Source organism: Thalassospira sp. CH_XMU1448-2 (genome assembly GCF_037027285.1).
GTDB classification, from domain to species: domain Bacteria; phylum Pseudomonadota; class Alphaproteobacteria; order Rhodospirillales; family Thalassospiraceae; genus Thalassospira; species Thalassospira profundimaris_C.
Window position 1 is genome coordinate 1,136,127 of record NZ_JAYMEA010000001.1, and the last position, 25,616, is coordinate 1,161,742.

Here is a 25,616-nt window from a genome sequence, read left to right on the forward strand (position 1 = left end):
CCTGATCAAGCCGGTAACGGGAATGAATATTGCAGCTATTCAATGCGAAGCGTGTGAATGGGTCAATCCTGATGAACGCGGATCAGATACGCAAAAACAAACAGGCCACCTGAAATCAGGTGGCCTGTTTTTAAGCGTCGCAGTGATGATCGAACTTAATGTTCGATATCGCGCCAGATTTTGCGTTTCAGCGCATAAAGCATCGCTGTCAGAACGATCAGGAACAGGATGACCTGCAGGCCAAGTTCCTTGCGTGCTTCAAGTTCCGGCTGTGCCGTCCAGTTCAGGAAGGCAACAACGTCGCGCGAATGCTGTTCCAGGGTCGCCGGTGTTCCATCGCTATATTCGACCGCTTCGTCATAAAGCGGCGGCGCCATGGAAATCTGGTGGCCCGGGAAATAATGGTTGTAAGACTTCCCGTCTGACAGGTCGAAGCCTTCAGGGGCTTCTTCCTCATAGCCGGTCAGCAGGGCGAACACATAATCCGGGCCTGCCACACGGGCTTTGGTCATCAGGGAAAGATCGGGCGGAATTGCCCCGCCGTTCGAAGCAGCAGCAGCCTTTTCGTTCGGGAACGGGGACGGGAAATAGTCGGACGGCTTGCCCGGACGGGTGAACATGTCACCATCGTCATTCGGACCGTCTTCAATGTCATATTCCGCTGCGATCGCCTTGATCTGGTCTTCGTTAAATCCAATGCCTTCAAGGTTACGGAAGGCAATGAACCGCAGACTGTGACAGCCCGCACAAACGTTTTTATAGACCTGGAAACCGCGTTGCAGCTGGGCACGGTCATAGGTGCCAAACAGACCCTGCCAGCTCCAGTCCTGTGCCGCAGGTACCGGGGTATCCCCGGCAGCCCTGGCTGCAGTTCCGGTGAATGCGGTTACCGCGAAGGCGGCAGCAATTGCGGTCAGTGCGAACTTACGCATTTGCACCCTCCTTCAAAACAGACTCACTGATGCTTGCCGGAAGCGGTTTGGTTCGTTCAAGCTTCCCGACCAATGGCATCACCACAAGGAAATGCACGAAGTAGTACAGCGTCGAAAGCTGGCCCATCACGATCACCTTAAGACCCGGAATTCCCATGAAATAGTCATCCGGTGCCTTCGCCCCGCAATAGCCGAGGATGAAGGTATCAATCACAAACAGCCAGAAGAACCATTTGTAAACCGGACGGAATTTCGAGCTGCGAACCTTCGAGGTATCAAGCCACGGAATAACGAACAGGATGACGATTGACGCAAACATCGCAAGAACGCCAAGCAGTTTTGCCGGGATGCCAAGGATGGTGAAGTCAATCGAGCGCAGGATCGCATAGAACGGCAGGAAGTACCATTCCGGCACGATGTGCGGCGGGGTTACCAGCGGGTTGGCCGGGATGTAGTTATCCGGGTGGCCAAGGTAATCCGGTGCAAAGAACACAAACGCACAGAAGAAGATCAGGAACACGCCCAGTCCGAACAGATCCTTGATCGTGTAGTACGGATGGAACGGAATGCTGTCCTGCGGGGTTTTGATTTCAACGCCGGTCGGGTTGTTCGAACGCACGCTATGCAGTGCCCAGACATGCAGGACAACAAGGCCCAGAATGACGAACGGCATCAGATAGTGCAGCGAGAAGAACCGGTTCAGTGTCGGGTTATCAACCGAGAAACCGCCCCAGAGCCAGGTCACCAGCGGATCGCCAATGATCGGGAAGGCAGAGAACAGGTTGGTAATAACCGTCGCACCCCAGAACGACATCTGGCCCCACGGCAGGACATAGCCCATGAAGGCAGTCGCCATCATTGCCAGAAGGATCAGGATACCGATCCACCACAGCATTTCACGCGGTGCTTTGTATGACCCGTAATACAGGCCACGGAAAATATGGATAAAGACGCAGATGAAGAACATCGATGCGCCATTCATGTGAATATAGCGGATCAGCCAGCCATGGTTCACATCGCGCATGATACGTTCGACAGACTCAAACGCCATGCTGGTATGGGGGGTATAGTTCATCACCAGGAAAATCCCGGTAAGGATCATGGTCACCAGAACAAAGCCTGCCAGTGAACCAAAGTTCCACATATAGGACAGGTTTTTCGGGGTCGGATATTCATAGGCGGAATGGTGCAACATGGAGATTACCGGAAGACGGTCATCAACCCATTTCACCACTTTGTTATTCCATTGAGGTGCGCTCATCATACAGCTCCTTAGCCGATACGGACGGATGTGTCGGTGAGGAAGGTGTAGGTCGGCACCTCGAGATTCTTCGGCGCAGGACCACGGCGGATACGGCCCGACGTATCATAGTGCGAGCCATGGCACGGACAGTACCAACCATCATAATCGCCTCGGGCTTCCCCGGTGGCGGTGCCCATCGGGATGCAGCCCAGATGGGTGCATACGCCGACAACAATCAGCCATTCCTTCTTTTCGACACGTGCATCGTCGGCTTGTGGATCGACGAGCTCGTTCAATGCAACCTCGTTGGCTTCATTGATTTCGCGTTCGGTACGATGGCGGATAAAGACCGGTTTGCCTCGCCACATAACCTTGACTGCCTGACCAACCGCGATGTTGGCCAAATTAACCTCGACCGAGGCAAGTGCGAGAACATCTTTGGACGGGTTCATGCTGTCCACGAACGGCCACAACGCGACGCCGGTGCCAACGACACCGACAGCTGTGGTCGCCAAGGTCAGGAAATCCCTGCGGTTCTCGTCCGGCTGGTGATCGCCGGAAGAATGCACCGTTTGCGACATAATTTATCCCTCTTTCTGCCCCCAAAACAGGCATGTGGATTGCCAAAAGCAAGACTTAGGACATCCCTGCCTGATTTCCCTTGATGAAAATCAAACAATGAAGTCGCTAAAAGCCTCTAGCCCTGTTTCTGGTCCGTCATACTAACAAAAATCGGGTTTGTTAAGGAGAACTTGGAGTTGCAATTTGTTTGCATTCAATAAGATCATATGGTTTTGCAGTGCACAAATCTGTAAAACCTAGCGTAAATGCGGGTATCCTGCCTTTTACGAACCAATGGTTTACTGCTTTGGTTTTTCTTATTCCAAAAAAGTCTAATAGGGCGGTTAAAGGGTAATTATCTGTCCTTCCCGATCTGATTCGTCATCCTGCGACCGCTCGAATCCTCCCGGAACTTTCCGGTCATGCGAATGCGATGTTTTTGTTTCCGGAAATTCAAGGCGACGTGTCGGTCGATGTTGACTGTCAGGATGCGTCACAGGCCTTGATTCCGGCGGATGTCGCAATGGTGTAAGTTTTCTTACATATAGCGCAAGCCTGGCCCACCTATGCGCCCTTCCTGTCGCCTCGTAATGTTTCCGCAACAAGCAGGAGCAAAGTGCTCCCTCGAGGAAACTGTCAGGCAAAGGGTAAGAACTTCATGCAAAGCAAGGTCGTAGCAAGCGCGGTGCAACACCAGCCCGTCGAACTGGGTGGTATAGCCGAGAATCTTGCTTTCATTCTCAACCAGATGCAGGTCGAGGCATCAAACGGTAGCGATCTTGTCGTGTTTCCCGAAGCCAACCTGACCAGCTTTTTCAAACATGAAGAAGGCGGTCTGAAACGGCTCTGGAACGAGGGTTCCGTTGACGTTGATGGTCCGGAGCTCAAGGCAGTTGCCGAGGCCGCAAAGACCCTTGGCATCTATACGGTCGTTGGCTTCAATGAACGTTCTTCGATCGTCGGCACCATTTATAACAGTGCCGCCCTGATCGGACCGGAAGGCATCGTCGGTGTCACCCGCAAATGTTTCTTCCCCGGCATTGAAAAGCTGTATTACACCCCGGATTACAACCGCACGACCTTTGACTGTGCGCTGGGCAAGATCGGGATCGTGATCTGCTATGAAACCCTGTTCCCTGAAGTTGCACTGGAACATTTCAGACAGGGTGTAGAAATTCTTGCAGTCACCTCTTCCTTCTGGTCGGGCGGCGCCAAAGGCGGCGCAGGGGATCCGGTCACCAAAAAGAAATTCTGGGAAACGGTTCCGACCGTTACCGCCATTCAGAACCAGGCATTTGTGGTTTCGTGCAATGTCTGCGGCTTCCTCGATCTCGGCAAGAAAGTCGGGACCTGGGAACGCCTTGGCCTGAGCCAGATCGTCTCCCCCAACAGTGGCATTCTCGCACAGGCCGGACAGTTCGCCGCCGAAACCATTCGGGCCGAACTGCTTGAGAGCGATCTCATCGAGGCACGCGCCAATTATCCCCTGATGGCAGATCGTCTTCGGGGTCGAAAACTTGTCGAACAACCTGTACCAACCAGATAATTATCAGAACGGAGGCACCAATGAACAGCAAGTTCAAATTTGCGGCATTTGCTGCAATCGCAATGGCCGGTTTCGGTAGCCAGGCCATGGCTCAGGAATTCACCTTTACCTTCGGTCATGTTCTTATGGAAGATACCCCGAACGGTAAGGCCGCACGCGCATTCGAAAAAGAAGTCGAAGAAAAATCCAATGGCCGCATCGAGATCAATGTGATCCCGGCTGGTGGCCTCGGTGGCGATGTCGACATCATCGAACAGCTGCAAAATGATCTGGTCCAGATCGCAATTCCGCCGACCGCGACCCTGGGCAACTTCGAACCGAAACTTCAGGTTCTTGACCTGCCTTTCATCCTTCCGAGCGAAGAAATGATGGTCAAGGTTCTTGATGGCGAAGTCGGTCGTTCGATCCTTGATACCCTTGATCAGCACGGCATGCATGGCGTGAACTTCTGGGGTGCCGGTTTCCGTAACATCACCAACAATGTTCGCGAAATCACTGCGGTCGAAGACCTTGCCGGCATCAAGATGCGCACCATGCAGGCACCGGTCATCCTGACCCAGTACAACGAATGGGGTGCAAACCCGACGGCAATGGCCTTTGCCGAAGTTTACGGCGGTCTTCAGGCTGGCGTTGTTGATGGTCAGGAAAACCCGATCGCCAATATCGTCGCGATGAAATTCTATGAAGTTCAGAAATACATGACCCTGTCGTCACATGCCTATCACGGCTATGCCGCAGTCATGAGCGAGAACGCATGGAACTCGCTTCCTGATGATCTGCGTGCCGTCGTTGTGACCGCCTTCGACAATGCCCGCGACCTTGCTCGTCAGCTCACCAACGAGTATGAGGCAGAACAGCTTTCCAAAATCAGCTCGGACATCGCAGTCCATCGCCTGACGGATGCTGAAAAGGATGCCTTCATCAAAGGCAGTTTCGCTGTCCATAAGGCCTTTGCCGATGTAGTTACACCGGAACTGATCAATTCCATTTATGCAGTTACCGGCGCAGGTCCCAAGTAATCTGCACATTTCGAAATGATGGGCCGACTTGCAAGACTGCAATCTTGCAAGTCGGTTTTTGACAATGGGACGGCAAAATGTTCGAAAAATTTGACAAGGCCCTTGCCCGCCTCGAAGACGGATCCATGATCTTTCTGATGGCTGTCGCAATTTGCCTGACATTTCTTCAGGTGGTCATGCGCTATGTCTTCAGTGCCCCGCTTTACTGGGCCGAGGAAGTTGTGCTCTATGCGATCATCGTCATGAGCTTTGTCGGCATCAGCATCGGCATCCGTCTTGGCAGCCATATCTCGGTTGATCTTCTCGATGCCATCGTTCCGGCGCGATATATCCCTGTCCTTCGGATCATCGCCATTGCCTTGGGGATTTTGTTTGCACTCGCTCTGGTCTATTTCGGCGGCAAACTTTTCCTGAACACGCTTGAACGTGGTCAGTTGTCCCCCGCACTGCGCATCCCCGTTTCAGCCGTTTACGCAATCATTCCCGTTTCCGGTTTCCTGTCGCTGTTTCGCTATGGCTATGCGCTTGCACAATTACTGCAAGGCAAACAGATCGCGGCATCCGAAGAAAACCTGCGCGCCATGTAGGTTGCACCCGCAAACAGCTGAATTCCGGTTTCTATCAGGGCAAAAGAATAATGTTATCAGGACTCTTGCTTTCATTCGGGGGCCTTCTGCTATTTGGCCTTCCGATCTTCGCGGCACTGGCCTTTGCCGTTGTTGTCGCCGTCGGTTTCTGGGGGCCATTTGATCCGGTGATTGTTCCGATGCGCATGTTCGCAGGCATGAACAATTTCTCGCTGATGGCCATCCCGTTCTTCATTCTCGCATCCGAACTGATGCGTATTGGTGGCTTGTCCCAGCGTCTGGTCGACCTGGCAACCGTACTGGTTGGCTGGATCCCGGGTGGGATTGCTGCGGCAACTGTCCTGTCATGCCTGTTCTTCGGGGCGATTTCGGGATCAAGCCCGGCAACCGTGATTGCGATTGGCAGCATCATGTTCCCGGCACTGGTTGCCGCGGGCTATGATCGCTTCTTTGCCATCGGTCTGATCACTGTGGCAGGGACGCTGGGCCCGATTGTTCCGCCCAGCATCGGTCTGATCATTTATGGGTCCGTCACCGGGGCGTCGGTCGGCAAGCTGTTTGCCGGTGGTGTCGGCCCGGCTCTGTTGATTGGGGCTCTTCTGATTGCGGCTTGCGTGATTTTTGCCATCCGGCGCGGCTATCCCCGTCAGGATTTCCCGACCCGTGCGGCCTTCCTTCTTGCCGTCAAACGTTCGGCATGGGGCCTTGGTTTGCCCTTCCTGCTTCTGGGCGGCATTTATTCCGGTGTCTTTACCCCGACTGAATCCGCGGCTGTTGCCTGCATGTATGGCTGGTTCGTCGGTGCGGTAATCTATAAGCAGATCGGTCTTGCCGAACTTAAAAGCATCCTGAAATCATCAGGTGCGATTGCCGCCACCCTGCTTCTGATTACGGCGGGTGCATCGGCATTCTCTTGGCTTCTGACGATTACCGGCGCACCGGGCAGCCTGTCCTCACAGGTTCTGAGCAACACAAGTGATCCCTTCACCGTTGCTGCGCTGTTCAATATTGTCATGCTGGTGACCGGCTTCTTCCTTGATAGTGCATCCGCCATCATCGTTCTCGCGCCGCTGCTTCAGCCGATTGCAGCCCAGGTTGGCATTGACCCGGTGCATTTCGGCCTGATCACGGTTGTGAACTTCTCGGTGGGTATGCTCACCCCGCCGGTCGGGTTGAACCTGTTTGTGGCGATGGGTGTTTCAAAGATGTCGTTGCGCGATGTCTTGCGGGGCTGCCTGCCCTTCATCGCAATCATGATCGTTGCCCTGATCCTGATCACCTATGTGCCATGGATCACCTTGTGGCTACCCGATCTGATCTACGCGCAATAGGACTGCCAAGACGTGTTGATGTGAAAAACAGGCGGGGCCGGAGCAATCCGGCCCCGCTAGTTTTCTTCGTAAAACAGCCGCCGGTCTTTCTGGCAGGTCTCAAGCAGAAACTTCCAGACCGACATCAGACCCGGGAAACGGTGCAAGTCGCTTGACGACGAAATCCAGTATTTGCGTGCAAACGCTATTTCCGGGCAGACCCGGATCAGATTGAATTCCGAAATCAGGTAAATCGGGAAAATCCCCAGTCCGAGCCCGGCCGAAGTTGCAAACAGCTGCGACACCATGCTTGTGCCGCGAAACGCATATTTCAGGTTTGGTGAAAGTTCTTCGTGGTAATTCAGGGTCTGGGAAAAAATATGGTCGCGGACATAGCCGACCCACATGTGATCAAGCACATCCTGCGATCCCTTAAGCGGCCCGTGTTCGGCGATATAACCTTCACTGGCATAGATCCCCAATGTGTAGGGGGTCAGAACCTTCTTGATCGTATTTTCGCCTTCGGGTTCTTCAAGGGTTACACAGATATCGGCTTCACGGTTGGTGATCCGGGCCTGTTTGGGCAATGAAACCAGTTCGAAATCAATATTCTGGCCACGCAGCCACCAGGAAAGTTTTTCCGCCAGATAGCCGTTCCCAATACCCTCAACCACCCCGACACGGATTTTAAGACGCGGCGCAGAGGGGCTGTTTTGCTTGGCAAAGGCAAGACGCAACTGACGTTCGCATTCCTCGGCATAGCTGGCCAGATCGCGCCCGTCGCGGGTCAGTTTATAGCCCGACTTGTCCTGGGAAAACAGTCGAACACCCATGCTGTTTTCAAGATTTGAAATCCGGGCCTTGACCGTCACACGCGATGTATCAAGAACCCGTGCCGCTGCCGACAAGGTTCCTTCACGCGACAGCACCAGAAGATGCTTCAAATCATCCCAGTTAAGGTCAAAGTGGGGTTCCTGCACAGATATGACATCCTGAATACGGCAAGGCGGGATACTTGAAAAAAACGGTTCGACCCGTCTTTGAAATTCATCCCCGAAGATACCGAAAATACATCGGGTTTGAAACACCATTGAACCGGATTATAAAGTTTTACCGGCGCGGGGCTGTCCATTCACCCCAATGCTTTCAGCTGCTGCTGGACCAAAGGCTTCCGGAAAGTCGGGCTGCGGGCATGGTTGCGATTAATTGCCGTCAATTTCTGGCGACTTCCTGTCTAATTGGGGTAAAAGGTCGTGATCATTCATACGATAATGGTCCGAACCGGCCGGACCACTTTCCGATAACGACAGGCACCATGAGAATCTGTTTATTTGAACCCGACATACCGCAAAATACTGGCACCATTCTGCGGATGGCAGCCTGTTTCGGGTTGCCCGTCGATATCATTGAGCCTTGCGGGTTCTTGCTGACCTCGGCGGCACTCAAACGCGCCGGGATGGATTATCTCGACAAGGCCGATTATATACGCCATGCCGACTGGCGCAGCTTCGCTGAAGCACGCGACAACGGCACGGTTCCCGGTCGCCTGGTTTTGCTGACCACCAAGGGGGCGGAACCCTATTGCGATTTTGAATTTCGCGCTGACGATATTCTGATGCTGGGTTCCGAAAGCAAGGGGGTGCCTGATCCGGTGCATGATTATGTCGATGCCCGCGTGGTGATCCCGATGAAGCCCGAAATGCGGTCGCTCAATGTGGCGATGGCAACCGCGATGACGCTGGGCGAGGCGCTCCGTCAGACCAACAGTTTTCCAAAGAGGACGCAATGAGCAGCACAGACGCAACCCTGATTGAAACGCGCAAGAAAGCCGCACAGACATGGTTCCGTCAGTTGCGCGATGACATCTGCGCAAGCTTCGAGGCGTTGGAAGACAGCTATACCGGGCCGCTCTCTGATCGACCGGCTGGTCGGTTTGAACGCACGGTCTGGGAACGCGGCACCAATGAGGGCGGCGGCGAAATGTCGGTCATGAAGGGCCGGGTGTTTGAAAAGGTCGGGGTCAATATTTCGACCGTGCATGGCGAGTTTTCCGAAAAATTCCGGGCCGAAATTCCCGGTGCGGCGGAAAACCCCAATTTCTGGGCTGCGGGCATATCACTGGTCGCCCATCCCTGTTCGCCGCATGTGCCAGCCGTGCACATGAATACCCGCCATATCGTCACCACCAAGGCATGGTTTGGCGGTGGGGCTGACCTGACACCGGTCTTCCCGCAAGAAACCGATACCGCCGATTTCCACGGGGCGCTCAAAGCTGCCTGTGATGCCCATGGCGATGACTATTACGACCGTTTCAAAAAGTGGTGCGATGAATATTTCTGGCTGCCGCACCGCAATGAACCGCGCGGTGTCGGCGGGATTTTCTATGATTATCTTGATGCCGACTGGGACGCGGACTTTGCCTTTACCCGGGATGTCGGCAAGGCGTTTCGCGATATCTATCCGAAACTGGTCGCACGCCATTACAACAAATCCTGGACCGACGAGGAACGTCAGGCCCAGCTGGTCAAACGCGGCCGCTATGTCGAGTTCAACCTGCTCCATGATCGCGGTACACGCTTCGGCCTGATGACCGGTGGCAACACCGAAGCCATTCTGATGTCGCTTCCGCCCGAAGCAAAGTGGCCGTAACCGGTTCACCGCTTTCACGCGATAAGATCGGATATGGTGAAGGGGCTTACTGTGTTGAAACGGTCGGGGCCTGTTTTGTGATCGCTTCTGATGCTGTTGCGTTCAGCGTCTGCCAGTAAGCAACTGCCGGATTGATGACGCCGCTATTGACCAGACAGCGCTGGATAAAGCCGCTTTCGCGCAGTCTCTTGATGCCCCGGTTCAATGCGTCGACGACCATGCCTGAATCCCTCAGGCTGGCCGAGACCATGAAATGCTGTGTCGCGGGCAGCGATATTTTGACGCCTTGGATCGGGTAAAGCCAGATGCCGTCAACCTGCCGTCCCATGTCTTCCTGTGACGAGAATTCAAGCAACGTAAAATCGGCACGTCCCGCATCAATAAGCGCAAACATCTGTTTGGTGGTTGCCGCAGTGCTCAGGCTTGCCAGCGACAGGCTTTCAAGAACCTGCCAGTCCAGTCGCCAGCTGCGAATGCCCACAGCACGCAAGTTTCGGATGTCCTGAATGTTCAACTGGCGATCCGGGGTAAGCAAATTGCGGCGGGCATAAAGGCCCTTTTCAATTTCACCGGACAGAAAAACCGGTTCGGTTTGAAGGGCGCCTTCATCGACCGAGATGTTGAATATCCAGTCGGTCTTGATATCCGCCTGACCCGACAGGATCATTTTGCGGCTGCGCTCTGAATTCGGGGAGTGCACCGGTTGGACCTCTGCCTCGAAGCCGCCTTCTGACAGCGCTTCGCGAAGCAGCGTATAGTTCATAAGTGACAGGTTCGACTGGTTTGGTTGCCGGCATTTGCGGCAATCGTCGGAACGACTGAGGATACAGTCATTCAGGCCATCCAGATCTGCCTGCTGGACTGGAATCCTGATGGTGCGTTTTTGCTCCGATGATCGGGCATCTGCACCGAAACCATCGACGAAAAACAATGCGGCAATGATCCCGAAGAACAGCCTGAACCGCATGGCTCCCTCATATACATTTCTTATTATGTAGTTCAGGGTTTTATCTCAAATAAAGGATGATTACTACAAAAGAGCATCAATCCTTGTAATGAGGACGCGGGCCGGATTTGCTGCGCTTGTGTCATTTCAGGGCAGTTCAAATGCGGATCTTGCGGTTTTTGACCATACGATCCTGTCGCCATTGTGGCCCGCATCTTTATGATCTGGTCTGATCACTTCGATAGCGGGCTATATTGTATGAGGATTTAAAAGGTTTTATTTTGCAGATATTTATCGGCGAAATACCCTAGTCATGGGTCTGGCCGCTATAGCGGGTTTGAACCATCGAGGGACGGGTGCCGAATTCCTCATACCATTGCGAAAGCTTCGGGCGGCCGGTTTTGAAATCGGCCAACGCGCGAAATTCGATCCATTCCAGCCCGGTGGCGAGCGCAATATGACCGATGGTGATCGGGTGCTTGGGATCAAGACTGGCTTCAAGATAATCGAATGTTTCAATCAGTTTGGTCTTCTGCCCCTCTGCCAGCGGGGGATAGCGCAGGGCTTCGGGGCGGCGTGCGGTTTCCCAGCGAAGGAGCACACCTGCATCGCACATGCCTTGCGCCAAAGCATGCAAACGCAAGGCATGCAGCCGTTTTGGTGCCTTGTGCGGGATCAGTTTTCGACCCTTATGCAGGCGATCAAGATAGTCGCAAATCACCAGTGAATCATAAAGTGTCATGCCATCGGGCAGCACCAGAACCGGCACCTTGCCCAGCGGATTGGCGGCAAAGATCGCATCATTGCGGTTGGTCGGGCTGGTTTCGTGATGGATGACCTCGATGCGCTGTTGCAGGTCCGCCTCGATGGCAAAGACCAGCACTTTGCGGGCAAAGGGCGAATGGGTCTGATAGAGCAATTGATGGTCGGGTTTTAAATCATCAGACTTTTGGGGCATCGATTTCGACCTTGGACGGTGCGCAGGGCGGTTGAAAGTGACTTAGCCATGCGGTTTGCACGCAGGCAATAAAAAACCCGGTCCAGTGGACCGGGTTGATTATTTGGCAAAATCTAATAATCGATGTGATTATTAAAAATAAATCACTCAGCAGCAACCGCAGCCTTGTCGCCACGGACCAGCGCCATATAGTCTTCCATCAGGGTCTTGCAGACCGTTGCCGGGGTGAATTTGTACTGGCCGATTTCAGCCACCGGCGTGACTTCGGCAGCCGTGCCGGTCAGGAAGCATTCTTCGAAATCTGCCATTTCTTCAGGCATGATGGCGCGTTCGATGACTTCATATCCGCGTGCTTTCGCAAGGCCGATGACGGTGCGACGGGTAATGCCATCCAGGAAGCAATCGGGCTTTGGCGTATGGATCTTGCCATCCTTGATGAAGAACACGTTGGCACCGGTCGCTTCTGCCACCTGACCGCGATAATCAAGCATCAGGGCATCGGCATAGCCTTTGCGCTCGGCTTCGTGTTTGGACAGGGTACAGATCATGTAAAGACCGGCTGCCTTGGCGTTGGTCGGTGCGGTGTTCGGTGCCGGACGTGCCCATTTTGACAGATCAAGACGAATACCTTTCAGGCGTTCTTCCGGCTTGAAATAGCTTGGCCATTCCCAGCAGGCAATCGCGACATTGATGCGCGTGGTCTGGGCGGAAACACCCATCATCTCACTGCCGCGCCATGCAATACGACGGATATAGCCTTCGGTAATGTTGTTGGCTGCAAGGGTTTCGATAACCGCGTCATCAAGTTCCTTGGCGCCATAGGGGATTTTCATATCCAGAATTTCGCCGGACTTGATCAGACGTTCGCCATGTTCGGCCAGCTTGAAAACCTTGCCGTTGTAGCAACGTTCGCCTTCGAAAACCGCACTACCATAATGGACAGCGTGGCTCAGCACATGCAAAGTGCTTTCACGCCAGGGTTTAAGTTCACCATTATACCAGATAAAACCATCACGGTTATCAAAGGTCGGAGTCGTCATTTGCCAAATTCCAATTCAAAATCGTTCCTGGACGTAACTTTATGTCCTTATTTGTCTGGTCGAAGTAACATTCATAGATTAATATGTCAATATAACTGACATAACGGATAAGCATGGCAGATATCTCTACACGTAAAGTCAATCCGCTTTTTCTGCGGGAAGAAGAGCTTAGGCAGGGCATTGAATTGCTTTTTTATGCCTATCGCGATTTCACCGCGGTCGCGGACCAGATGCTTGAGCAATATAATTTCGGGCGGGCCCATCATCGGGTCATCTATTTCGTCAGCCGGAATCCCGGAATTACGGTCAGCGACCTGTTGTCGATTTTGAAAATCACCAAGCAGTCGCTGTCACGTGTGCTCAGCCAGCTGGTGCGCGAAGGGTTCATTGAACAGCGAACCGGTTTGCAGGATCGCCGCCAGCGGCTTTTGACCCTGACCGAAAAGGGTGAGGCGCTTGAACGCGAGCTCACCGAAAAGCAGCGCGCCCTGATTGCTGCGGCCTATCGCGAAGCCGGTGCCGAAGCCGTCGAGGGATTCCGCAAGGTCATGCTTGGCATGCTGGGCGAAGAGGATCGCAAGCGCTTCGCTGATGAAGGTCCCACGGGGCTGCGTCAGCGCGCCGGTTAGTTCGCAGCCTGTCTGTGCCTGCTGTTGCCGACGTGGGGCAGGCAATCGCGATATAAGTGATTAAGTGACCAGATCAGATAAAGTGCCTTGCGGTCGAAATGCCGGGCACTTTATTTTTGTCTGCAAGGTACCGATGTCTTGATCCTTACGCTTTTGAAACACTTTATCGCCAAGTTATTCGTCATTTAATCAGAATGGTTTCGGTCTTTGGGGACGTGCAATGACTGGTGTTGATCAGCCGCATATTCTGGTGGTCGATGATGATGATCGCCTGCGGGATCTGTTAAGCCGCTATCTTGGTGAAAACGGGTTCTCGGTGTCGGCTGCGCGCGATGCGGCACAGGCACGTGCCAGTCTGGCCGGGTTGCAATTTGATCTGATTGTTCTTGATGTTCTGATGCCCGGTGAGAAGGGTGTTGATCTGGCGCGCAGCCTGCGTGAGTCCGGGTCCAGGGTTCCCATTCTTTTGCTGACGGCTCTTTCGGAAACCGAAGACCGGATCGCCGGACTTGAAGCCGGGGTGGATGATTACCTTGCCAAACCGTTCGAGCCGCGCGAGCTTGTTCTGCGCATCGAGGCCATCCTGCGTCGGTACGGCGAAATGCCCGAACCAGCCGAAGAAGTCACAGAGATTGCGGGCTCAGAGATTGTGTGTTTTGGTCGCTTCAGTTTCGATCCCGCCAAGATGAACCTGCAACGCGACGGGGAGCATGTCTATCTGACATCGGCCGAGCAGGCCTTGCTTGCCGCCCTGATCAAGCGCCGCGGGCAAACGACATCACGTGAACAGCTTCATGAAATGATCAGCGGCAATGCGATTGATCCTGCTGCCTCGCGCAGTATTGATGTACAAGTCACGCGCTTGCGCCGTAAATTCGAAGAAGATCCGAAACAACCAAGATACTTGCAGACCGTACGCGGTCGGGGCTATGTCCTTTATGCCGATTGATCAGGACATCTGTCTTGTCAGTAGCGATGAATTGAACAGGGAATTGCACGTTGGGTAGTGAACAAAATAGCCGGATCAAGTCATTGATGCCGACGGGCCTTCTGGGACGGTCGTTGCTGATCCTGATGACGCCGATGCTGCTGCTGCAAATCGTCACTGTTCTGATTTTCTTCGAGCGTCACTGGGACACGGTCGCCCGTCAACTGAGCCGTGGTCTTGCCGGTGACGTTGCCTATGTGATCGATTATCTCGGCGAATATCCCGACAAGGAACATTATGTCTGGCTGCAGCATTCTGCGCGCGCGCATATGCAACTTGATATCGCCTTCGAACCAGATGAAATCCTTGAGGAACAAACAACCGAACCGCCACTTGGCCTGGTGTCAGAAGAATTGTTTGTTGCCCTGACCGAGCGTGTGCAGCGTCCGTTCTATTTCAATCTTGATCTTGATAACCGCAGGCTGGAAATTCGCGTGCAGTTCAAGGAGGGCGTGATTTCAATCGTCGCCCCGCGCAAGCGTCTTTACAGTTCGACGACCTATATCTTCTTTATGTGGATCGCGGGGTCGGCATTGATCCTGTATGGGGTTGCGGTGATCTTCATGCGCAATCAGGTCCGCCCGATCCGGCGTCTGGCAAAGGCAGCCGATCAGTTCGGTCGTGGTGTCAATGTCGGTGACTTCAAGCCCGAAGGTGCTGCTGAAGTCCGCATGGCAGCAAGTTCGTTCATGTCGATGCGTGACCGTATCGTCCGTCACCTGTCGCAAAGAACAGCACTTCTGGCCGGTGTTTCACACGATCTGCGCACACCGCTGACGCGGATGAAACTTGAACTTGCCATGCAGCAATCATCGCCGGGTATCGACGCACTTAAACAGGACGTGATCGATATGGAGCGCATGGTCGATGCCTATCTGGCATTCGCGCGCGGTGAAGAAGGCGAGAAGGCGGAACTGACCGATATCGGTAAACTTCTGACCGATCAGGTCGGCGAGGCATTGCGTGACGGGCAACAGATTGATCTTCACATCGAAGACAGTCTGGAAATGGACCTGCGCCCGCAGTCATTGCGTCGTTGTGTTTCCAACATTATGTCCAATGCCGGTCGGTATGCGAACAATCTGTCGGTGCGGGCCGGTCGTCGCGGACAGGATTATGAAATCGTGTTTGACGATGATGGCCCCGGTATTCCGGCTGATAAGCGCGAAGAAGTGTTCAAACCGTTTTTCCGTCTTGAGGAATCCCGAAACCAGGCGACCGGCGGTGTTGGTCTTGGCATGACAATCGCACGTGATTCCGCACGCGGTCATGGCGGCGAAGTTCATCTTGAAGATGCGCCGGGTGGTGGTTTGCGGGTGCGTCTGGTCCTGCCAATCGGTCACTAGTCAAACTGGAACTTACAGACAAAAAGCCCCGCAATTTCTGCGGGGCTTTTTGTCTGTAGGGTGGTGCGACGAGGGGTGAAGCCGGGCCGGATCATGATCAGAAGAATGTCGCGATTTCCGAAAGGTCCTTTTTCTCGGTCGCATGGGCCGGGATGGTGGCGTCCGGTGCCGGGTAGCCGGTGACAAGCAGGATATAGGGCTTGTTGTGATCGGGGCGGCCGCAAATCTCGGTCAGGAAGCTCATCGGGTTCGGCGTGTGGGTCAGGGTTGCAAGGCCTGCGCGATGCAGGGCTGCGATCAGAAAGCCGGTTGCGATGGAAACCGATTCCGGCACGTAATAGTTCTTGCGCAACTTGCCATCGGCCGAGGTACTTTTGCGTTCACCAAAGATGCAGATCAGCCAAGGGGCGGTTTCCAGAAACGGCTTGCTGTCATCGGTGCCAAGCGGCTTGAGCGCTTCGAGCCATTCTTCACCGGCGCGGCCTTCGTAAAAGGCGCGTTCTTCTTCTTCGGCGGCAGCGCGGATTTTCTTTTTCATTGCCGGATCGCCGATTACCGAGAAGTGCCATGGCTGATGGTTGGCCCCGTTGGGGGCAGTACCCGCCGCACGAATACAGGTTTCGATGATATCGCGCGGCACGGCACGGTCTGAAAATTCGCGCACGGTATGGCGGGTTTTGATCTCATCATAAAAGGCCTGCGCGCGGGCACGCATTTCGGCAAGGTCGTATTCCTGATAATCAGGCAGCGGGATGGGCTGAAATTCGGTGGTGAGGTGTTTGGTGGCAGACATGACGCTTCCTGAAATATTGTTAGTTTAAATTGTCAGACAATATTAAAGATGAAGAAGGCCCGGAGCAAGGTGCAAAATATCATCCGGCGGTCAAACTTGGTGTGTTGCGAGCAGCCCGCGTTAGCCATGAAGCCTGTTACTGATCACGCCAGTGCCGACTTCTGTTCGTGCAAGTCAGATCGCGGGAAGCTGCACCTGCGTGTTGTGCCGGGATGACGGTATTTGACACCGACTATTGGCGATCAGTCGGCTTGCGGGTTGGCAAAGTGATCGTCAGACAGCGCCTGAACCAGTTGCCGTGACTGGTCGACATGGGCAATCATGATGGCTTCGGCGTGTTTGGGATCATTGGCGCGCACCGCTTCAAGCAGGTCGCGATGGGTGGCGTTGGTGGCAAGAACCTTTTCGTCGGCCACCAGAACCCGGAATTGCAGCCAATAGACGTTATTGGCAATCCGGCGCAGCTGTTCGCGCAGCAGTTCATTCTTGCTGACATCGGCAAACAGCATATGGAAGGCAAGGTTATGCTGGGACATGGCATTCAGGTCACGGCTGGCCTCGGCGGCGTCAAGCGCGGTCTGGATGTCTTCAAGCGGGGATATCGTCCCGGCAAGTGCAGGGGTTGCCAGACGAACAGCCAAACCTTCGAGTGCGCCGCGAACTGTGAAAAGATCATCGACTTCGCGCCGTGTCATGTGCCGGACACTGACCCCGCGATAGGGTTGGGAATGCAGCAATCCGTCAGAGGTCAGTTGACGAAAGGCCTCGCGAACCGACGGGCGACTGACATCAAGTTTTTTGGCAAAGTCAATTTCCGTCAGTCTCTGTCCGGGGGCCAGACGTCCTTCGCGGATGGCGTTGGTGATTGCATCTGCAATCTGCTGAACGGTCAGAGCATCAGACATTTCGCCGGTTGATCGAGTCATCTGTCACCGCATTGAGATGTGTCATTGTATCGAGGCAAGCCAGGGTATATCTAACCTGACCAAAAGCTTGTCAATCGGGTCTGTTCTGCCTAATGTGCCTGATTGTCAGACAATATTCTACACTTAATTTTTATTGTTTTATATAAATTACACAAAATGACAAGAAATATGGATTGTTTTGTTGCGATATACGGTTAGTTGATGTTAAATCGCGCCAACTTGGCATGGAATGCGTGCCGGGATAAAACTCCGTGTTTCCCGCCACGGTTCCACACACAGACAGACGAAACGGATTGATGTAGCGTTATGGCCAGCAATTTTAACGAAGAAACAGTCACTTACGTCCATCACTGGACTGACACTCTGTTCACGTTCAAAACCACCCGCGATCCGGGATTCCGATTCATCAATGGTCAGTTCGCGATGATCGGACTCGAAGTAGAAGGCAAGCCGCTTCTGCGCGCCTATTCGATGGTCAGCGCGAACTATGATGAAGAGCTTGAATTCTTCTCGATCAAGGTGCCGAACGGTCCGCTGACCTCGCGCTTGCAGCATATCAAGGTTGGGGACAAGATCCTTGTCGGGCGGAAGCCGACCGGAACCCTGATCCATGACAACCTGCTGCCGGGCAAGAATTTGTGGTTGCTGTCGACCGGTACCGGTCTGGCCCCGTTCATGAGCGTCATCCGCGATTACGAAACCTATGAGCGCTATGAGAAGGTAATTCTTGTGCATGGTTGCCGCGAAGTTCGCGAACTGGCCTATCAGGAATTCATCCATAGCGAACTCCCGAACAACGAGTTCTTCGGCGAAGATGTGCAGAACAAGCTTCTGTATTATCCGACCGTCACGCGTGAAGAGTTCAAGAACCAGGGCCGTATTACCGAACTCATGAAGTCGGGCAAACTTTATGATGATCTTGGTCTGCCCAAGCCGACCCTTGAAAATGATCGCTTCATGCTGTGCGGCAACCCGGAAATGATTGCTGATACCCGCCAGATGCTGGTCGAGTGGGGCGGCAAGGAAGGCAATATGAACGAACCCGGTCACTTCGTGATCGAGAAAGCTTTCGTCGAGAAATAAAACTTCTTTCCGGCGATCCATTAAAAGAGGCATGGCAGATAATCGCCATGCCTTTTTGTTTTGGGCATCGAAGGATCTGCACCCTATACGAGTGTATTATGTCCTCCCCATATGAGGATAGTGGGGACGCGATCCCGGTAATATATTCACGATAACGAATATGTTTAGCGTTGCGCCAGGCAACAATCCGGGAGAGCCGTCATGAATTCCGTTGTTTCGTCTATCGGGCAAGATCGCAATGATCTGTCATATGACCTGCATGCTGCTGTTGATGTGTCATTCGCCGTGGCTGAATTTGACCTGAATGGCAGGATCATCAGGGTCAATGAGCGATTTCTGGCGATGACCGGATATGACGAAAGCGAAGTTGTCGGGCAACATCATTCCATGTTTCTGCCTGCCGAGGTGGTCAACGGACCGGACTATGATCTGTGCTGGATCGAGTTGCGCGCCGGAAAGAGCAAGCGGGTTGTTCTGCCCTGTGTGACCAAACAGGGTGATCTTATCTGGGTCGAGGAGACCTATGGCCCGATACGTGATTGCAAGGGAGCGGTAAGCGCAATCATGCGGCTTGGTGTTGATGTTACCGAACGTCATGAAAAGCTTATTGACCTGCAGGGCAAGGTCGATGCGATTGAGCATAGCCATGCGGTGGTCGAGTTCGATGTGAAAGGCAATATTCTGACAGCCAATCACCATTTCCTTTCGATCATGGGATATGAACTTGCAGAAATTGTCGGCCTGCATCACAGCATGTTTGTCGAACCCGATTATGCTCAAAGTGCCGACTACCGCGCATTCTGGCGATCTCTTGCCAACGGAAAATACAGCGCCCGGCAATTCAGACGGGTCGGAAAGGACGGTGATGAGGTCTGGTTTGAGGCAACCTATAACCCGGTCTTTGCCCCGGATGGCACGGTTCGTAAAATTGTCAAATTTGCTGTCGATATCACGGGCGAAGTCCATTCGCTGGGTGATTTGAAAACGACCCTTGATTCAAGCTTCATTGATATTGACCGCAGTTTGTGCAAGTTCGATCAGAATTACGAAAGGGTCGCCAAGGCATGTCGTCTGGCACAGGTTCATCTTGAAGCCAGCAGCATGATCGCCGGACGGTTGGTGTCATGCGTCGAGGAAAGCGCCCAACGGATGACGGAATTGCAATCTGTGGCCGATCATGTTTTCGATACGGTGATCGAAGGCGATGTTGCCGCCGTCGCGATGGAAAATGCACTGGATGCGGTGCGTGCCGGCGCAAGGGATACGCCCGAACTCAAGGCACGGATCGACAATCTTGATGAATGCGTCAGCGAGAATGTGCGCATATTGACCGCCCTGCGTCTGGACATGAAAGCGATGCTGAACCGTGTGGCTGTTGTCTCGGTGGCTGTCGAGAAGCAAGGCGATGTCATATCGCAGGTCACCAGCGAGATGCATGGTGTTCAGACGTCGCTTGCGACTTCGCAAGGGTTGCTTTCGGGATTGCAGATGGTGTCGGAAGAAATGGCGGTGGCGGTCGGTCGCACGCGCGAGGCATCGGTAGTTTTGGCGCGCTAATCTGTAAAAAGATAGCGCGGCACGAGCGGGGACAGGCATCTTTGGTGCCTGTCCCTCTGTTTTTTTGGGGGGAACAGGTTCCGCGATCAGAACAGGCGTGCGCCATTGGGCACATCCTCGTCCGGGCGGATCAGGACGATGCCCTTGTCATCGGCACCATCGGGGAAACCAAGACACAGGAATTCGGACATGAAGGGACCGACCTGTTTTTTGGGGAAATTGATGACACCGGCAACCTGACGGCCGATCAGTTTTTCCGGGCTGTAATATTTGGTGATCTGGGCGGATGTTTTTCTGGTGCCGATCTCGGGGCCGAAATCCACCCACAGCTTAAGGGCGGGACGGCGGGCTTCGGGGAATTCCTGTGCGTCGATCACTGTGCCGACACGGATATCGACTTTCAGAAAATCATCAAAACTGATTTCGTTCATTGGGTAAGGGCCTCCTTGTTATGAAGACAGCTTACTGTTCGGAAATCAGGCTGATAAGTCCAAAGCATCGCGGGTGGGCAAATTCCGGAGTTTGAGCAAAATCCGCGGAGCAGACAAAAGAAAATGGCAGGACCTTGCAGTCCTGCCATCAAGTAGATTACGGGAAGTTATCAGCGGAAAGCTGTTACTTCGCAGCAGCGGTCTTTTCGATCGCTGCCTTGAATTCATCAAGGGATTCGGTAAAGCGAGCCTGCAGAAGAGCAAGAGCTTCTTCCTGGGACTTGGTTACCAGACCAGACAGTTCCTTGGCGGTCGAAAGTGCGTCTTCGTATGCAGCTTTCGCGGCTTCGGTCTGCTTGGCAGCCGTAGCCATCGGGTCGTCAGCGGTAGTAGCAGCGAAATCTTTGCCCTGGGTTTGAACTTTATCCAGCAGCGCTTTGAAAATTTCGCTCTGACGCTGAGCAACAGCCTGGAAACCGTCGAAGGCTACCTTGTTGGCTTTGGTGAGGGCTTCCACGTTTTTACGCTGGAAAGCCATCATTTCATTCACGTCAACACCCGGAAGTTTGAAGTCCGCAGTGTATTTGGTGAAGTCGAGGTCAAAGAACGGGTTGGTTGCCTTTTTTGCGGCGGTCATGGTTTTGCACTCCATCAACATTTGCAACAGGTGTGGAATGAGGCGCTATTGTGCGCCGCACAAATTCAACTGCAATATGCCGGAATGAGCCGGATGCGTCAAGGATTATTTTGCACTGCACAATAACTTTAGGGTTAATGTTTTGTGTCTGCAAAATCCCTTGGGTTGGGTTTTGAGAATTGCTGCGTCAGATCAGGGGGTTAGATATCAAGCGCGACCTGATTGTCTTTACTGACGCAGATCTGGGGCCGTTGTGTCGGTCGTGTCCGATGATTTTTCCGACGAGAATCGGCGGCAATTTTCGGAAAGCTTGCGACACAGTTTTGCGGCCTTGCCCAAACCTTTTTCAACCTGCCCGTCCCAATCGGCGGCACGCGACAGTTCGCGATCAAGATAGGCCATCGTCGGACCAAAGTCGGTGCTGTCATCATCAAGCCACTGACGGAAGGTGCGGGCATAGATTGCCGTCAGTCCGGTAACGCGCAGCGACCCGTGAAGGCCGGATGTCCGAAAACCCGAAGCATCCAGCATCCAGCGCATCGAACCAAAATGACTTTTGATTGCCCGGATCGAGTCCGCCGGGCCAAGATCACCGCGTGCAGCAATGATCGAACGCAGGGCAGGGCGATAATCAGCCAGCGCATCAAACCGCGCCATGATCACGGCAATCAGGCGATCATGGCCGGGTTCGTTGAAATCATCGGCATCAAGATCGGCCAGAACTTCGTGATCAATCTTGCGGATGAAGCGACGAAGGAGATCGCCCTTGCCGTTGCAGTGCGCATGGCAGTCGGCCAGACTGAGGCCAGCAGACCGGGCGATATCGATCATGGTGACGTCATGCCAGCTTTTCTCGGCAGCCAGTTTAAGGGCGGCATCGATCAGGATATTTGGGATATCCTTTTTGGCGGGCATGAGCGTCTCCTGTCAGGTCAGATTACGAAATGTCGATCAGCTTGCCAGCTCGACCGAACGTTTGCGGGCGGCTTCGATAGCACGGGTCATCAGTTCCGGCAGACCGTTTTCCTGATCCATCAGAACATTCAATGCCGCGGCCGTGGTGCCGCCGGGGCTTGTGACATTCTGACGCAGGGTGGCGGCGGTTTCTTCGCTGGCATCAAGAAGGAAGCCGGCACCAATCACGGTCTGGCGGGCAAGCAGCATGGCCTGATCGGCGGGAAGGCCCGCAGTTTCGCCAGCCTGTGCCATGGCTTCGACCAGATGGAAGATATAGGCAGGGCCACTGCCCGAAAGGGCGGTAACCGCATCCATCAGGCTTTCATCCTCGACCCAGGAAACCAGTCCGACCGTGGACAGCAGGGTTTCACACATGTCGCGCTGGGCGATGCTGACATTTTCGGTCGGGCACATGACGGTCATGCCGCGCGATACAGCCGCCGGGGTGTTGGGCATGGCGCGTACGATGCGGGCCAGTTTGCCCAGATGGCTTGCAAAGAATTCAATGGTCTTGCCCGCCGCAACCGACAGGAAGACGGTTTCTGCACGGACAAGCGGTTTGTAAGCGTCAATCACATCTGGCAGGACCTGCGGCTTGACGGCGAACAGGATGACCTGCGGGATAAAGTCCTGCGGAATGCCGGCAACGTCGGTAACCCCATGAATGCCATAGCTTGCTTCAAGCTTTTCGGCGGCTTCGGCCTGTTCAACGATATAGACATTGTCAGCCTTGAGGCCCTGGGCCAGCCAGCCTTCAAGCATGGCACTGCCCATCTTGCCACAGCCGACCAGCAAAAGACGCGTATTCATAAAATCTGCTCCGCTTTATCCATCGGGTTCTGTTGATGATGAGGCTATCAACAGTCTTGATGTAATGCCGTAGCGATCTTCTCAAGGTGGGTCAAGTCAGTGCAAAGGACAAGGGCCCATGGCAGGAGAGCTTTGAAAAAGCGTGTTTATCCACATTGAAGGTGGCTTTGCCTGACAAGGCCGGGCTTTGCGGGATTTTGTTTTGTCAGGCCATGCCCAAGATGCAGCTTTGCGCGATTTGTTTTGTTTGGCAAAAAAGCGGCTGCTTGCGAAAAAAAAACTGCATTGCAACGAAAAAGGACGGCAATCATGCCGTCCTGATACGTCAGATCAGTCAAACCACCGGGCACATTGCCGGGATGGTTTGTGATGGTCTGGTGTGGTCCTAGGCCTGACCTGCCGGTTCGAGCATTGCATGGGTCAGGGCATCGTCCGGGGATTGACCCTGGCCGAGAACAAAGTTGAAGGCCGGGAAGAAGCGTTCGCATTCCGAAATCGCGATATCGATCAGTTCCTCGAACTGTTCGACCATCGGGGGAACGTCTCCTCCAAACAACAGCGTGTGGCGGAACAGCGGCATGTTTTCTTCAAGCCACAGCCCGAAATGCCCGATCCAGAGCTGTTCGTTGCATTTGGCAACCAGCTCGTACATGCGCGGACGCAGGGGTTCGGGCACAAACAGGTCAAAGCAACATGCGATATGCAGCGCCTCGGCATCGTCGCGCCAGGTGAAATAGACCAGATAAGTACACCAATGGGCCGGAATCTCGACCACCACCTCGTCGGTGCTGCGTCGTTCCAGATGCCATTGGTTCGTGCGAGCGATATCTTCGACAAGGAGCAACGGATTTTCGTCGCCCAGATCGCCAATATCGTCGAGTTGGTCGTTCATATATACCCAGCCTGTATAAGCATGTGCGAAAGGGCGCGCACTATATGCCGGTGCCCGCCGTCTTTCAACCGTCCTGCGACGCAGGAGCGCAATGAATTTTGGAACTCGGCTTAAGCCCGGTCCGTTTTATCCGTCCTGATCGACCTTTCAGCGATCCTGATAGACGGCCCACATCCATTTATGTGGGGATTTAAACGGCGATCAGGCGTCTTTTTTTGCAGCCGGTTTCGAGGCCGCGCGTTTTGCCGCCGGTTTGGCAGGGGCTTCAGCTGCTTCGAGACGCTTTTCAAGTTCGACGATGCGGGCTTCAAGCGCGTCAATGCGTTCGGCGGCCTTGATCGCGACATCATGGACGACGTCGAATTCTTCGCGGGTGACCATATCCATGCCCATCAGGATTTTTTCGAATTGCTGACGGACAAGGGCATCAACTTCGCCTTTGACGCCCGTCATGGTGCCCAGTGCAGAATTGGTCACGCGGGTAATGTCGTCGAGAATGCGGTTGTTGATCTGCATGATGGTCTCCGGCTTTTGGGATCAATGTGTTGCGCATAATATGGGTGTTCGCTGTCATAGAGCAAGCTGATCGTCAGCAAAGGGCAATCTGGCGAACTTGCTGTGACGATATCGTGATTTTGACTGGCTTTTCTTGCTCCAGATCAGGGGCGGTCCTATAAAGTGACCAGAAAGTTCGATCAATGGGTTTTGCCCGCCAGGAGAATGCAATGCTTATCGTCACCGGTGGTGCCGGCTTTATCGGTTCCAATATTGTTGCTGCCCTTGAAGAACGCGGGGAAACCGACATTGTTGTCGTTGATCGCCTGCGCGACGGCATCAAGTGGAAAAACATTGCCAAGCGCAATCTGCGCGACATTGTCCATCCCGACGAACTGCCTGCTTTTCTTGAACAGCATTCGGGCAATGTCGATGCGATTTTCCATATGGGTGCAATTTCCGCGACCACGGAAACCGATGCCGACAAGATCCTGAACAACAACCTGAAACTGACGACCTGGCTTTGGGACTGGTGTGCGCGCCATTCGGCACGACTGATCTATGCATCCTCGGCCGCGACCTATGGCGATGGCAAGCAGGGCTTTGATGACAGCTTTGAAGAAGCTGATCTTGCCAAGCTGGCACCGCTCAATGCCTATGGCTGGTCCAAGCATGCGACCGACCGTCGTTTCCGCCGTATTCTCGATCAGAACGGCTTCCGCCCGAAACAGTGGGCCGGCCTGAAATTCTTTAACGTCTATGGCCCGAATGAATATCACAAGGGCGGTATGCGTTCGGTGGTTTCGCAGATGTTTGACAAGCTGTCGGCTGGTGAAACCGCAACACTTTTCAAATCCCATCATCCCGATTACGAGGATGGCGGACAGCTGCGTGACTTTGTCTGGGTCGGTGATGTGGTCAGTATCATCATGTGGCTTTATGACAATCCACAGGTCAGCGATCTGTTCAATATCGGGACCGGCAAGGCGCGCAGTTTCAAGGACCTTGCCCTTGCCGTCTTTGATGCCATGGGCAAGGAGCCGGTCATCAATTATATACCGACCCCGGAATCCATCCGTGACAAGTACCAGTATTTCACCGAAGCCAATATGAACAAGCTGCGTGCGGCGGGCTATGATCGTGACATGACATCCCTTGAAGAAGGGGTGCGTCTTTATATTCAGGATTATCTCGCGACCGAAGATCCGTTCCGTTAACAGGATGTGGATCCGCAGCATCGGTCTGTTTGCCATGATGCTGCCCATATCCTTTGGGACATCA

28 protein-coding genes are annotated in these 25,616 nt (G+C 53.8%); 13 read left to right on the forward strand and 15 right to left on the reverse strand.

Annotation, left to right across the window (positions count from 1 at the left end):
• Positions 1–155: 155 nt before the first annotated feature.
• From WA318_RS05160 to petA, 3 genes are read right to left on the reverse strand one after another with little or no spacing between them, the layout of a single operon-like run.
• A complete protein-coding gene (locus WA318_RS05160; RefSeq protein ID WP_114097963.1) occupies positions 156–932 on the reverse strand; it encodes a cytochrome c1 in 777 nt (258 codons plus the stop codon).
• The gene (locus WA318_RS05165) at positions 925–2,196 is read right to left on the reverse strand and encodes a cytochrome b (protein WP_181850219.1); all 1,272 of its coding nucleotides are present in this window, start codon (positions 2,194–2,196) and stop codon (positions 925–927) included. The genes WA318_RS05160 and WA318_RS05165 overlap by 8 nt, the downstream gene beginning before the upstream one ends.
• An 8-nt stretch (positions 2,197–2,204) precedes the next feature.
• Positions 2,205–2,756 carry a ubiquinol-cytochrome c reductase iron-sulfur subunit gene (gene petA / locus WA318_RS05170; RefSeq protein WP_114097965.1) on the reverse strand — a complete coding sequence of 184 codons (552 nt, stop codon included), beginning with the start codon at positions 2,754–2,756 and terminating at the stop codon, positions 2,205–2,207.
• 638 nt (positions 2,757–3,394) lie between these two features.
• Here petA and WA318_RS05175 point away from each other — a divergent pair.
• The 4 genes from WA318_RS05175 (at position 3,395) to WA318_RS05190 (ending at position 7,219) form a co-directional block, all read left to right on the forward strand.
• Positions 3,395–4,282 (forward strand): carbon-nitrogen hydrolase family protein, encoded by an 888-nt coding sequence (locus WA318_RS05175; protein ID WP_336080187.1) that lies wholly within the window; start codon positions 3,395–3,397, stop codon positions 4,280–4,282.
• Between the two features lie 20 nt (positions 4,283–4,302).
• Positions 4,303–5,301, forward strand: a complete 999-nt coding sequence (locus WA318_RS05180; RefSeq protein ID WP_336080188.1) for a TRAP transporter substrate-binding protein — start codon at positions 4,303–4,305, stop codon at positions 5,299–5,301.
• A gap of 77 nt (positions 5,302–5,378) precedes the next feature.
• On the forward strand, positions 5,379–5,888 hold the full coding sequence (locus WA318_RS05185; protein ID WP_114097968.1) for a TRAP transporter small permease: 510 nt from the start codon (positions 5,379–5,381) through the stop codon (positions 5,886–5,888).
• Between the two features lie 50 nt (positions 5,889–5,938).
• On the forward strand, positions 5,939–7,219 hold the full coding sequence (locus WA318_RS05190) for a TRAP transporter large permease (RefSeq protein WP_114097969.1): 1,281 nt from the start codon (positions 5,939–5,941) through the stop codon (positions 7,217–7,219).
• A gap of 56 nt (positions 7,220–7,275) precedes the next feature.
• Here WA318_RS05190 and WA318_RS05195 read toward each other — a convergent pair whose 3' ends face one another.
• Positions 7,276–8,178 carry a LysR family transcriptional regulator gene (locus WA318_RS05195; protein WP_181850220.1) on the reverse strand — a complete coding sequence of 301 codons (903 nt, stop codon included), beginning with the start codon at positions 8,176–8,178 and terminating at the stop codon, positions 7,276–7,278.
• Positions 8,179–8,513: 335 nt separating this feature from the next.
• On the opposite strand from WA318_RS05195, the gene WA318_RS05200 reads away from it, so the two are divergent.
• Both WA318_RS05200 and hemF read left to right on the forward strand, forming a co-directional pair.
• Positions 8,514–8,987: a tRNA (cytidine(34)-2'-O)-methyltransferase gene (locus WA318_RS05200; protein WP_114097971.1), complete on the forward strand. Its 474-nt coding sequence runs from the start codon at positions 8,514–8,516 to the stop codon at positions 8,985–8,987.
• A complete protein-coding gene (hemF, locus tag WA318_RS05205; protein WP_336080189.1) occupies positions 8,984–9,847 on the forward strand; it encodes an oxygen-dependent coproporphyrinogen oxidase in 864 nt (287 codons plus the stop codon). The genes WA318_RS05200 and hemF overlap by 4 nt, the downstream gene beginning before the upstream one ends.
• Positions 9,848–9,893: 46 nt before the next feature.
• On the opposite strand, the gene WA318_RS05210 is transcribed toward hemF, so the two are convergent.
• The 3 genes from WA318_RS05210 to WA318_RS05220 all read right to left on the reverse strand — a co-directional run bounded on the left by WA318_RS05210 (position 9,894) and on the right by WA318_RS05220 (position 12,791).
• Positions 9,894–10,814, reverse strand: a complete 921-nt coding sequence (locus WA318_RS05210; protein ID WP_336080190.1) for a hypothetical protein — start codon at positions 10,812–10,814, stop codon at positions 9,894–9,896.
• A 286-nt stretch (positions 10,815–11,100) separates the two neighbouring features.
• Complete coding sequence (locus WA318_RS05215) at positions 11,101–11,751, reverse strand: glutathione S-transferase (RefSeq protein WP_336080191.1); 651 nt, start codon at positions 11,749–11,751, stop codon at positions 11,101–11,103.
• A 143-nt stretch (positions 11,752–11,894) separates the two neighbouring features.
• Entirely contained in the window at positions 11,895–12,791 is an 897-nt protein-coding gene (locus WA318_RS05220) for a branched-chain amino acid aminotransferase (protein ID WP_114097975.1), read from the reverse strand.
• 113 nt (positions 12,792–12,904) lie between these two features.
• On the opposite strand from WA318_RS05220, the gene WA318_RS05225 reads away from it, so the two are divergent.
• The 3 genes from WA318_RS05225 to WA318_RS05235 all read left to right on the forward strand — a co-directional run bounded on the left by WA318_RS05225 (position 12,905) and on the right by WA318_RS05235 (position 15,754).
• On the forward strand, positions 12,905–13,420 hold the full coding sequence (locus WA318_RS05225; RefSeq protein ID WP_114097976.1) for a MarR family winged helix-turn-helix transcriptional regulator: 516 nt from the start codon (positions 12,905–12,907) through the stop codon (positions 13,418–13,420).
• A 220-nt stretch (positions 13,421–13,640) separates the two neighbouring features.
• Positions 13,641–14,369 carry a response regulator gene (locus tag WA318_RS05230; protein ID WP_336080192.1) on the forward strand — a complete coding sequence of 243 codons (729 nt, stop codon included), beginning with the start codon at positions 13,641–13,643 and terminating at the stop codon, positions 14,367–14,369.
• A gap of 50 nt (positions 14,370–14,419) precedes the next feature.
• Entirely contained in the window at positions 14,420–15,754 is a 1,335-nt protein-coding gene (locus tag WA318_RS05235) for an ATP-binding protein (RefSeq protein ID WP_258548683.1), read from the forward strand.
• A 97-nt stretch (positions 15,755–15,851) separates the two neighbouring features.
• Here WA318_RS05235 and WA318_RS05240 read toward each other — a convergent pair whose 3' ends face one another.
• Both WA318_RS05240 and WA318_RS05245 read right to left on the reverse strand, forming a co-directional pair.
• Positions 15,852–16,547 (reverse strand): nitroreductase family protein, encoded by a 696-nt coding sequence (locus tag WA318_RS05240; protein WP_114097979.1) that lies wholly within the window; start codon positions 16,545–16,547, stop codon positions 15,852–15,854.
• A 242-nt stretch (positions 16,548–16,789) separates the two neighbouring features.
• Positions 16,790–17,473 (reverse strand): GntR family transcriptional regulator, encoded by a 684-nt coding sequence (locus tag WA318_RS05245; protein WP_336080193.1) that lies wholly within the window; start codon positions 17,471–17,473, stop codon positions 16,790–16,792.
• A 306-nt stretch (positions 17,474–17,779) separates the two neighbouring features.
• On the opposite strand from WA318_RS05245, the gene WA318_RS05250 reads away from it, so the two are divergent.
• Positions 17,780–18,556, forward strand: coding sequence for a ferredoxin--NADP reductase (locus WA318_RS05250; protein WP_114097981.1), 777 nt, complete (start codon positions 17,780–17,782; stop codon positions 18,554–18,556).
• A 201-nt stretch (positions 18,557–18,757) separates the two neighbouring features.
• Positions 18,758–20,113 carry a PAS domain-containing protein gene (locus WA318_RS05255; protein ID WP_336080194.1) on the forward strand — a complete coding sequence of 452 codons (1,356 nt, stop codon included), beginning with the start codon at positions 18,758–18,760 and terminating at the stop codon, positions 20,111–20,113.
• 86 nt (positions 20,114–20,199) lie between these two features.
• Here the strand turns inward: WA318_RS05255 and WA318_RS05260 are convergent, their stop codons facing one another.
• The 4 genes from WA318_RS05260 to proC form a co-directional block, all read right to left on the reverse strand.
• Positions 20,200–20,544, reverse strand: coding sequence for a tRNA-binding protein (locus WA318_RS05260; protein WP_114097984.1), 345 nt, complete (start codon positions 20,542–20,544; stop codon positions 20,200–20,202).
• 184 nt (positions 20,545–20,728) lie between these two features.
• Positions 20,729–21,181 (reverse strand): phasin family protein, encoded by a 453-nt coding sequence (locus WA318_RS05265; RefSeq protein WP_114098056.1) that lies wholly within the window; start codon positions 21,179–21,181, stop codon positions 20,729–20,731.
• A 228-nt stretch (positions 21,182–21,409) separates the two neighbouring features.
• Complete coding sequence (locus WA318_RS05270) at positions 21,410–22,096, reverse strand: TetR family transcriptional regulator (RefSeq protein ID WP_336080195.1); 687 nt, start codon at positions 22,094–22,096, stop codon at positions 21,410–21,412.
• 36 nt (positions 22,097–22,132) lie between these two features.
• Positions 22,133–22,948 (reverse strand): pyrroline-5-carboxylate reductase, encoded by an 816-nt coding sequence (gene proC / locus WA318_RS05275; protein WP_336080196.1) that lies wholly within the window; start codon positions 22,946–22,948, stop codon positions 22,133–22,135.
• An 86-nt stretch (positions 22,949–23,034) separates the two neighbouring features.
• Between proC and WA318_RS05280 the strand changes: the two genes are divergently transcribed.
• Positions 23,035–23,337: a hypothetical protein gene (locus WA318_RS05280; RefSeq protein WP_336080197.1), complete on the forward strand. Its 303-nt coding sequence runs from the start codon at positions 23,035–23,037 to the stop codon at positions 23,335–23,337.
• Here WA318_RS05280 and WA318_RS05285 read toward each other — a convergent pair.
• On the reverse strand, positions 23,334–23,840 hold the full coding sequence (locus tag WA318_RS05285) for a YbjN domain-containing protein (protein WP_114097988.1): 507 nt from the start codon (positions 23,838–23,840) through the stop codon (positions 23,334–23,336). The genes WA318_RS05280 and WA318_RS05285 overlap by 4 nt on opposite strands.
• 201 nt (positions 23,841–24,041) lie before the next feature.
• Positions 24,042–24,356: an accessory factor UbiK family protein gene (locus WA318_RS05290; RefSeq protein ID WP_114097989.1), complete on the reverse strand. Its 315-nt coding sequence runs from the start codon at positions 24,354–24,356 to the stop codon at positions 24,042–24,044.
• Positions 24,357–24,565: 209 nt separating this feature from the next.
• Here WA318_RS05290 and rfaD point away from each other — a divergent pair, with 209 nt between their 5' ends.
• Positions 24,566–25,552, forward strand: coding sequence for an ADP-glyceromanno-heptose 6-epimerase (gene rfaD / locus WA318_RS05295; RefSeq protein ID WP_336080198.1), 987 nt, complete (start codon positions 24,566–24,568; stop codon positions 25,550–25,552).
• Positions 25,553–25,616 lie beyond the last annotated feature (64 nt).

What these genes read in the sequence shown, in the direction of transcription:
- rfaD (WP_336080198.1), top strand. Translation starts at nt 24,566, where the DNA reads ATGCTTATCGTCACCGGTGGTGCCGGCTTTATCGGTTCCAATATTGTT.
- WA318_RS05240 (WP_114097979.1), bottom strand. Translation starts at nt 16,547, where the DNA reads ATGTCTGCCACCAAACACCTCACCACCGAATTTCAGCCCATCCCGCTG.
- WA318_RS05260 (WP_114097984.1), bottom strand. Translation starts at nt 20,544, where the DNA reads ATGAACGAAATCAGTTTTGATGATTTTCTGAAAGTCGATATCCGTGTC.
- WA318_RS05220 (WP_114097975.1), bottom strand. Translation starts at nt 12,791, where the DNA reads ATGACGACTCCGACCTTTGATAACCGTGATGGTTTTATCTGGTATAAT.
- WA318_RS05200 (WP_114097971.1), top strand. Translation starts at nt 8,514, where the DNA reads ATGAGAATCTGTTTATTTGAACCCGACATACCGCAAAATACTGGCACC.
- WA318_RS05190 (WP_114097969.1), top strand. Translation starts at nt 5,939, where the DNA reads ATGTTATCAGGACTCTTGCTTTCATTCGGGGGCCTTCTGCTATTTGGC.
- WA318_RS05175 (WP_336080187.1), top strand. Translation starts at nt 3,395, where the DNA reads ATGCAAAGCAAGGTCGTAGCAAGCGCGGTGCAACACCAGCCCGTCGAA.
- WA318_RS05215 (WP_336080191.1), bottom strand. Translation starts at nt 11,751, where the DNA reads ATGCCCCAAAAGTCTGATGATTTAAAACCCGACCATCAATTGCTCTAT.
- WA318_RS05265 (WP_114098056.1), bottom strand. Translation starts at nt 21,181, where the DNA reads ATGACCGCCGCAAAAAAGGCAACCAACCCGTTCTTTGACCTCGACTTC.
- WA318_RS05160 (WP_114097963.1), bottom strand. Translation starts at nt 932, where the DNA reads ATGCGTAAGTTCGCACTGACCGCAATTGCTGCCGCCTTCGCGGTAACC.
- WA318_RS05225 (WP_114097976.1), top strand. Translation starts at nt 12,905, where the DNA reads ATGGCAGATATCTCTACACGTAAAGTCAATCCGCTTTTTCTGCGGGAA.
- WA318_RS05165 (WP_181850219.1), bottom strand. Translation starts at nt 2,196, where the DNA reads ATGATGAGCGCACCTCAATGGAATAACAAAGTGGTGAAATGGGTTGAT.
- WA318_RS05290 (WP_114097989.1), bottom strand. Translation starts at nt 24,356, where the DNA reads ATGCAGATCAACAACCGCATTCTCGACGACATTACCCGCGTGACCAAT.
- proC (WP_336080196.1), bottom strand. Translation starts at nt 22,948, where the DNA reads ATGAATACGCGTCTTTTGCTGGTCGGCTGTGGCAAGATGGGCAGTGCC.
- WA318_RS05230 (WP_336080192.1), top strand. Translation starts at nt 13,641, where the DNA reads ATGACTGGTGTTGATCAGCCGCATATTCTGGTGGTCGATGATGATGAT.
- WA318_RS05210 (WP_336080190.1), bottom strand. Translation starts at nt 10,814, where the DNA reads ATGCGGTTCAGGCTGTTCTTCGGGATCATTGCCGCATTGTTTTTCGTC.
- WA318_RS05255 (WP_336080194.1), top strand. Translation starts at nt 18,758, where the DNA reads ATGAATTCCGTTGTTTCGTCTATCGGGCAAGATCGCAATGATCTGTCA.
- WA318_RS05250 (WP_114097981.1), top strand. Translation starts at nt 17,780, where the DNA reads ATGGCCAGCAATTTTAACGAAGAAACAGTCACTTACGTCCATCACTGG.
- petA (WP_114097965.1), bottom strand. Translation starts at nt 2,756, where the DNA reads ATGTCGCAAACGGTGCATTCTTCCGGCGATCACCAGCCGGACGAGAAC.
- WA318_RS05180 (WP_336080188.1), top strand. Translation starts at nt 4,303, where the DNA reads ATGAACAGCAAGTTCAAATTTGCGGCATTTGCTGCAATCGCAATGGCC.
- WA318_RS05285 (WP_114097988.1), bottom strand. Translation starts at nt 23,840, where the DNA reads ATGAACGACCAACTCGACGATATTGGCGATCTGGGCGACGAAAATCCG.
- WA318_RS05245 (WP_336080193.1), bottom strand. Translation starts at nt 17,473, where the DNA reads ATGACTCGATCAACCGGCGAAATGTCTGATGCTCTGACCGTTCAGCAG.
- WA318_RS05185 (WP_114097968.1), top strand. Translation starts at nt 5,379, where the DNA reads ATGTTCGAAAAATTTGACAAGGCCCTTGCCCGCCTCGAAGACGGATCC.
- WA318_RS05270 (WP_336080195.1), bottom strand. Translation starts at nt 22,096, where the DNA reads ATGCCCGCCAAAAAGGATATCCCAAATATCCTGATCGATGCCGCCCTT.
- hemF (WP_336080189.1), top strand. Translation starts at nt 8,984, where the DNA reads ATGAGCAGCACAGACGCAACCCTGATTGAAACGCGCAAGAAAGCCGCA.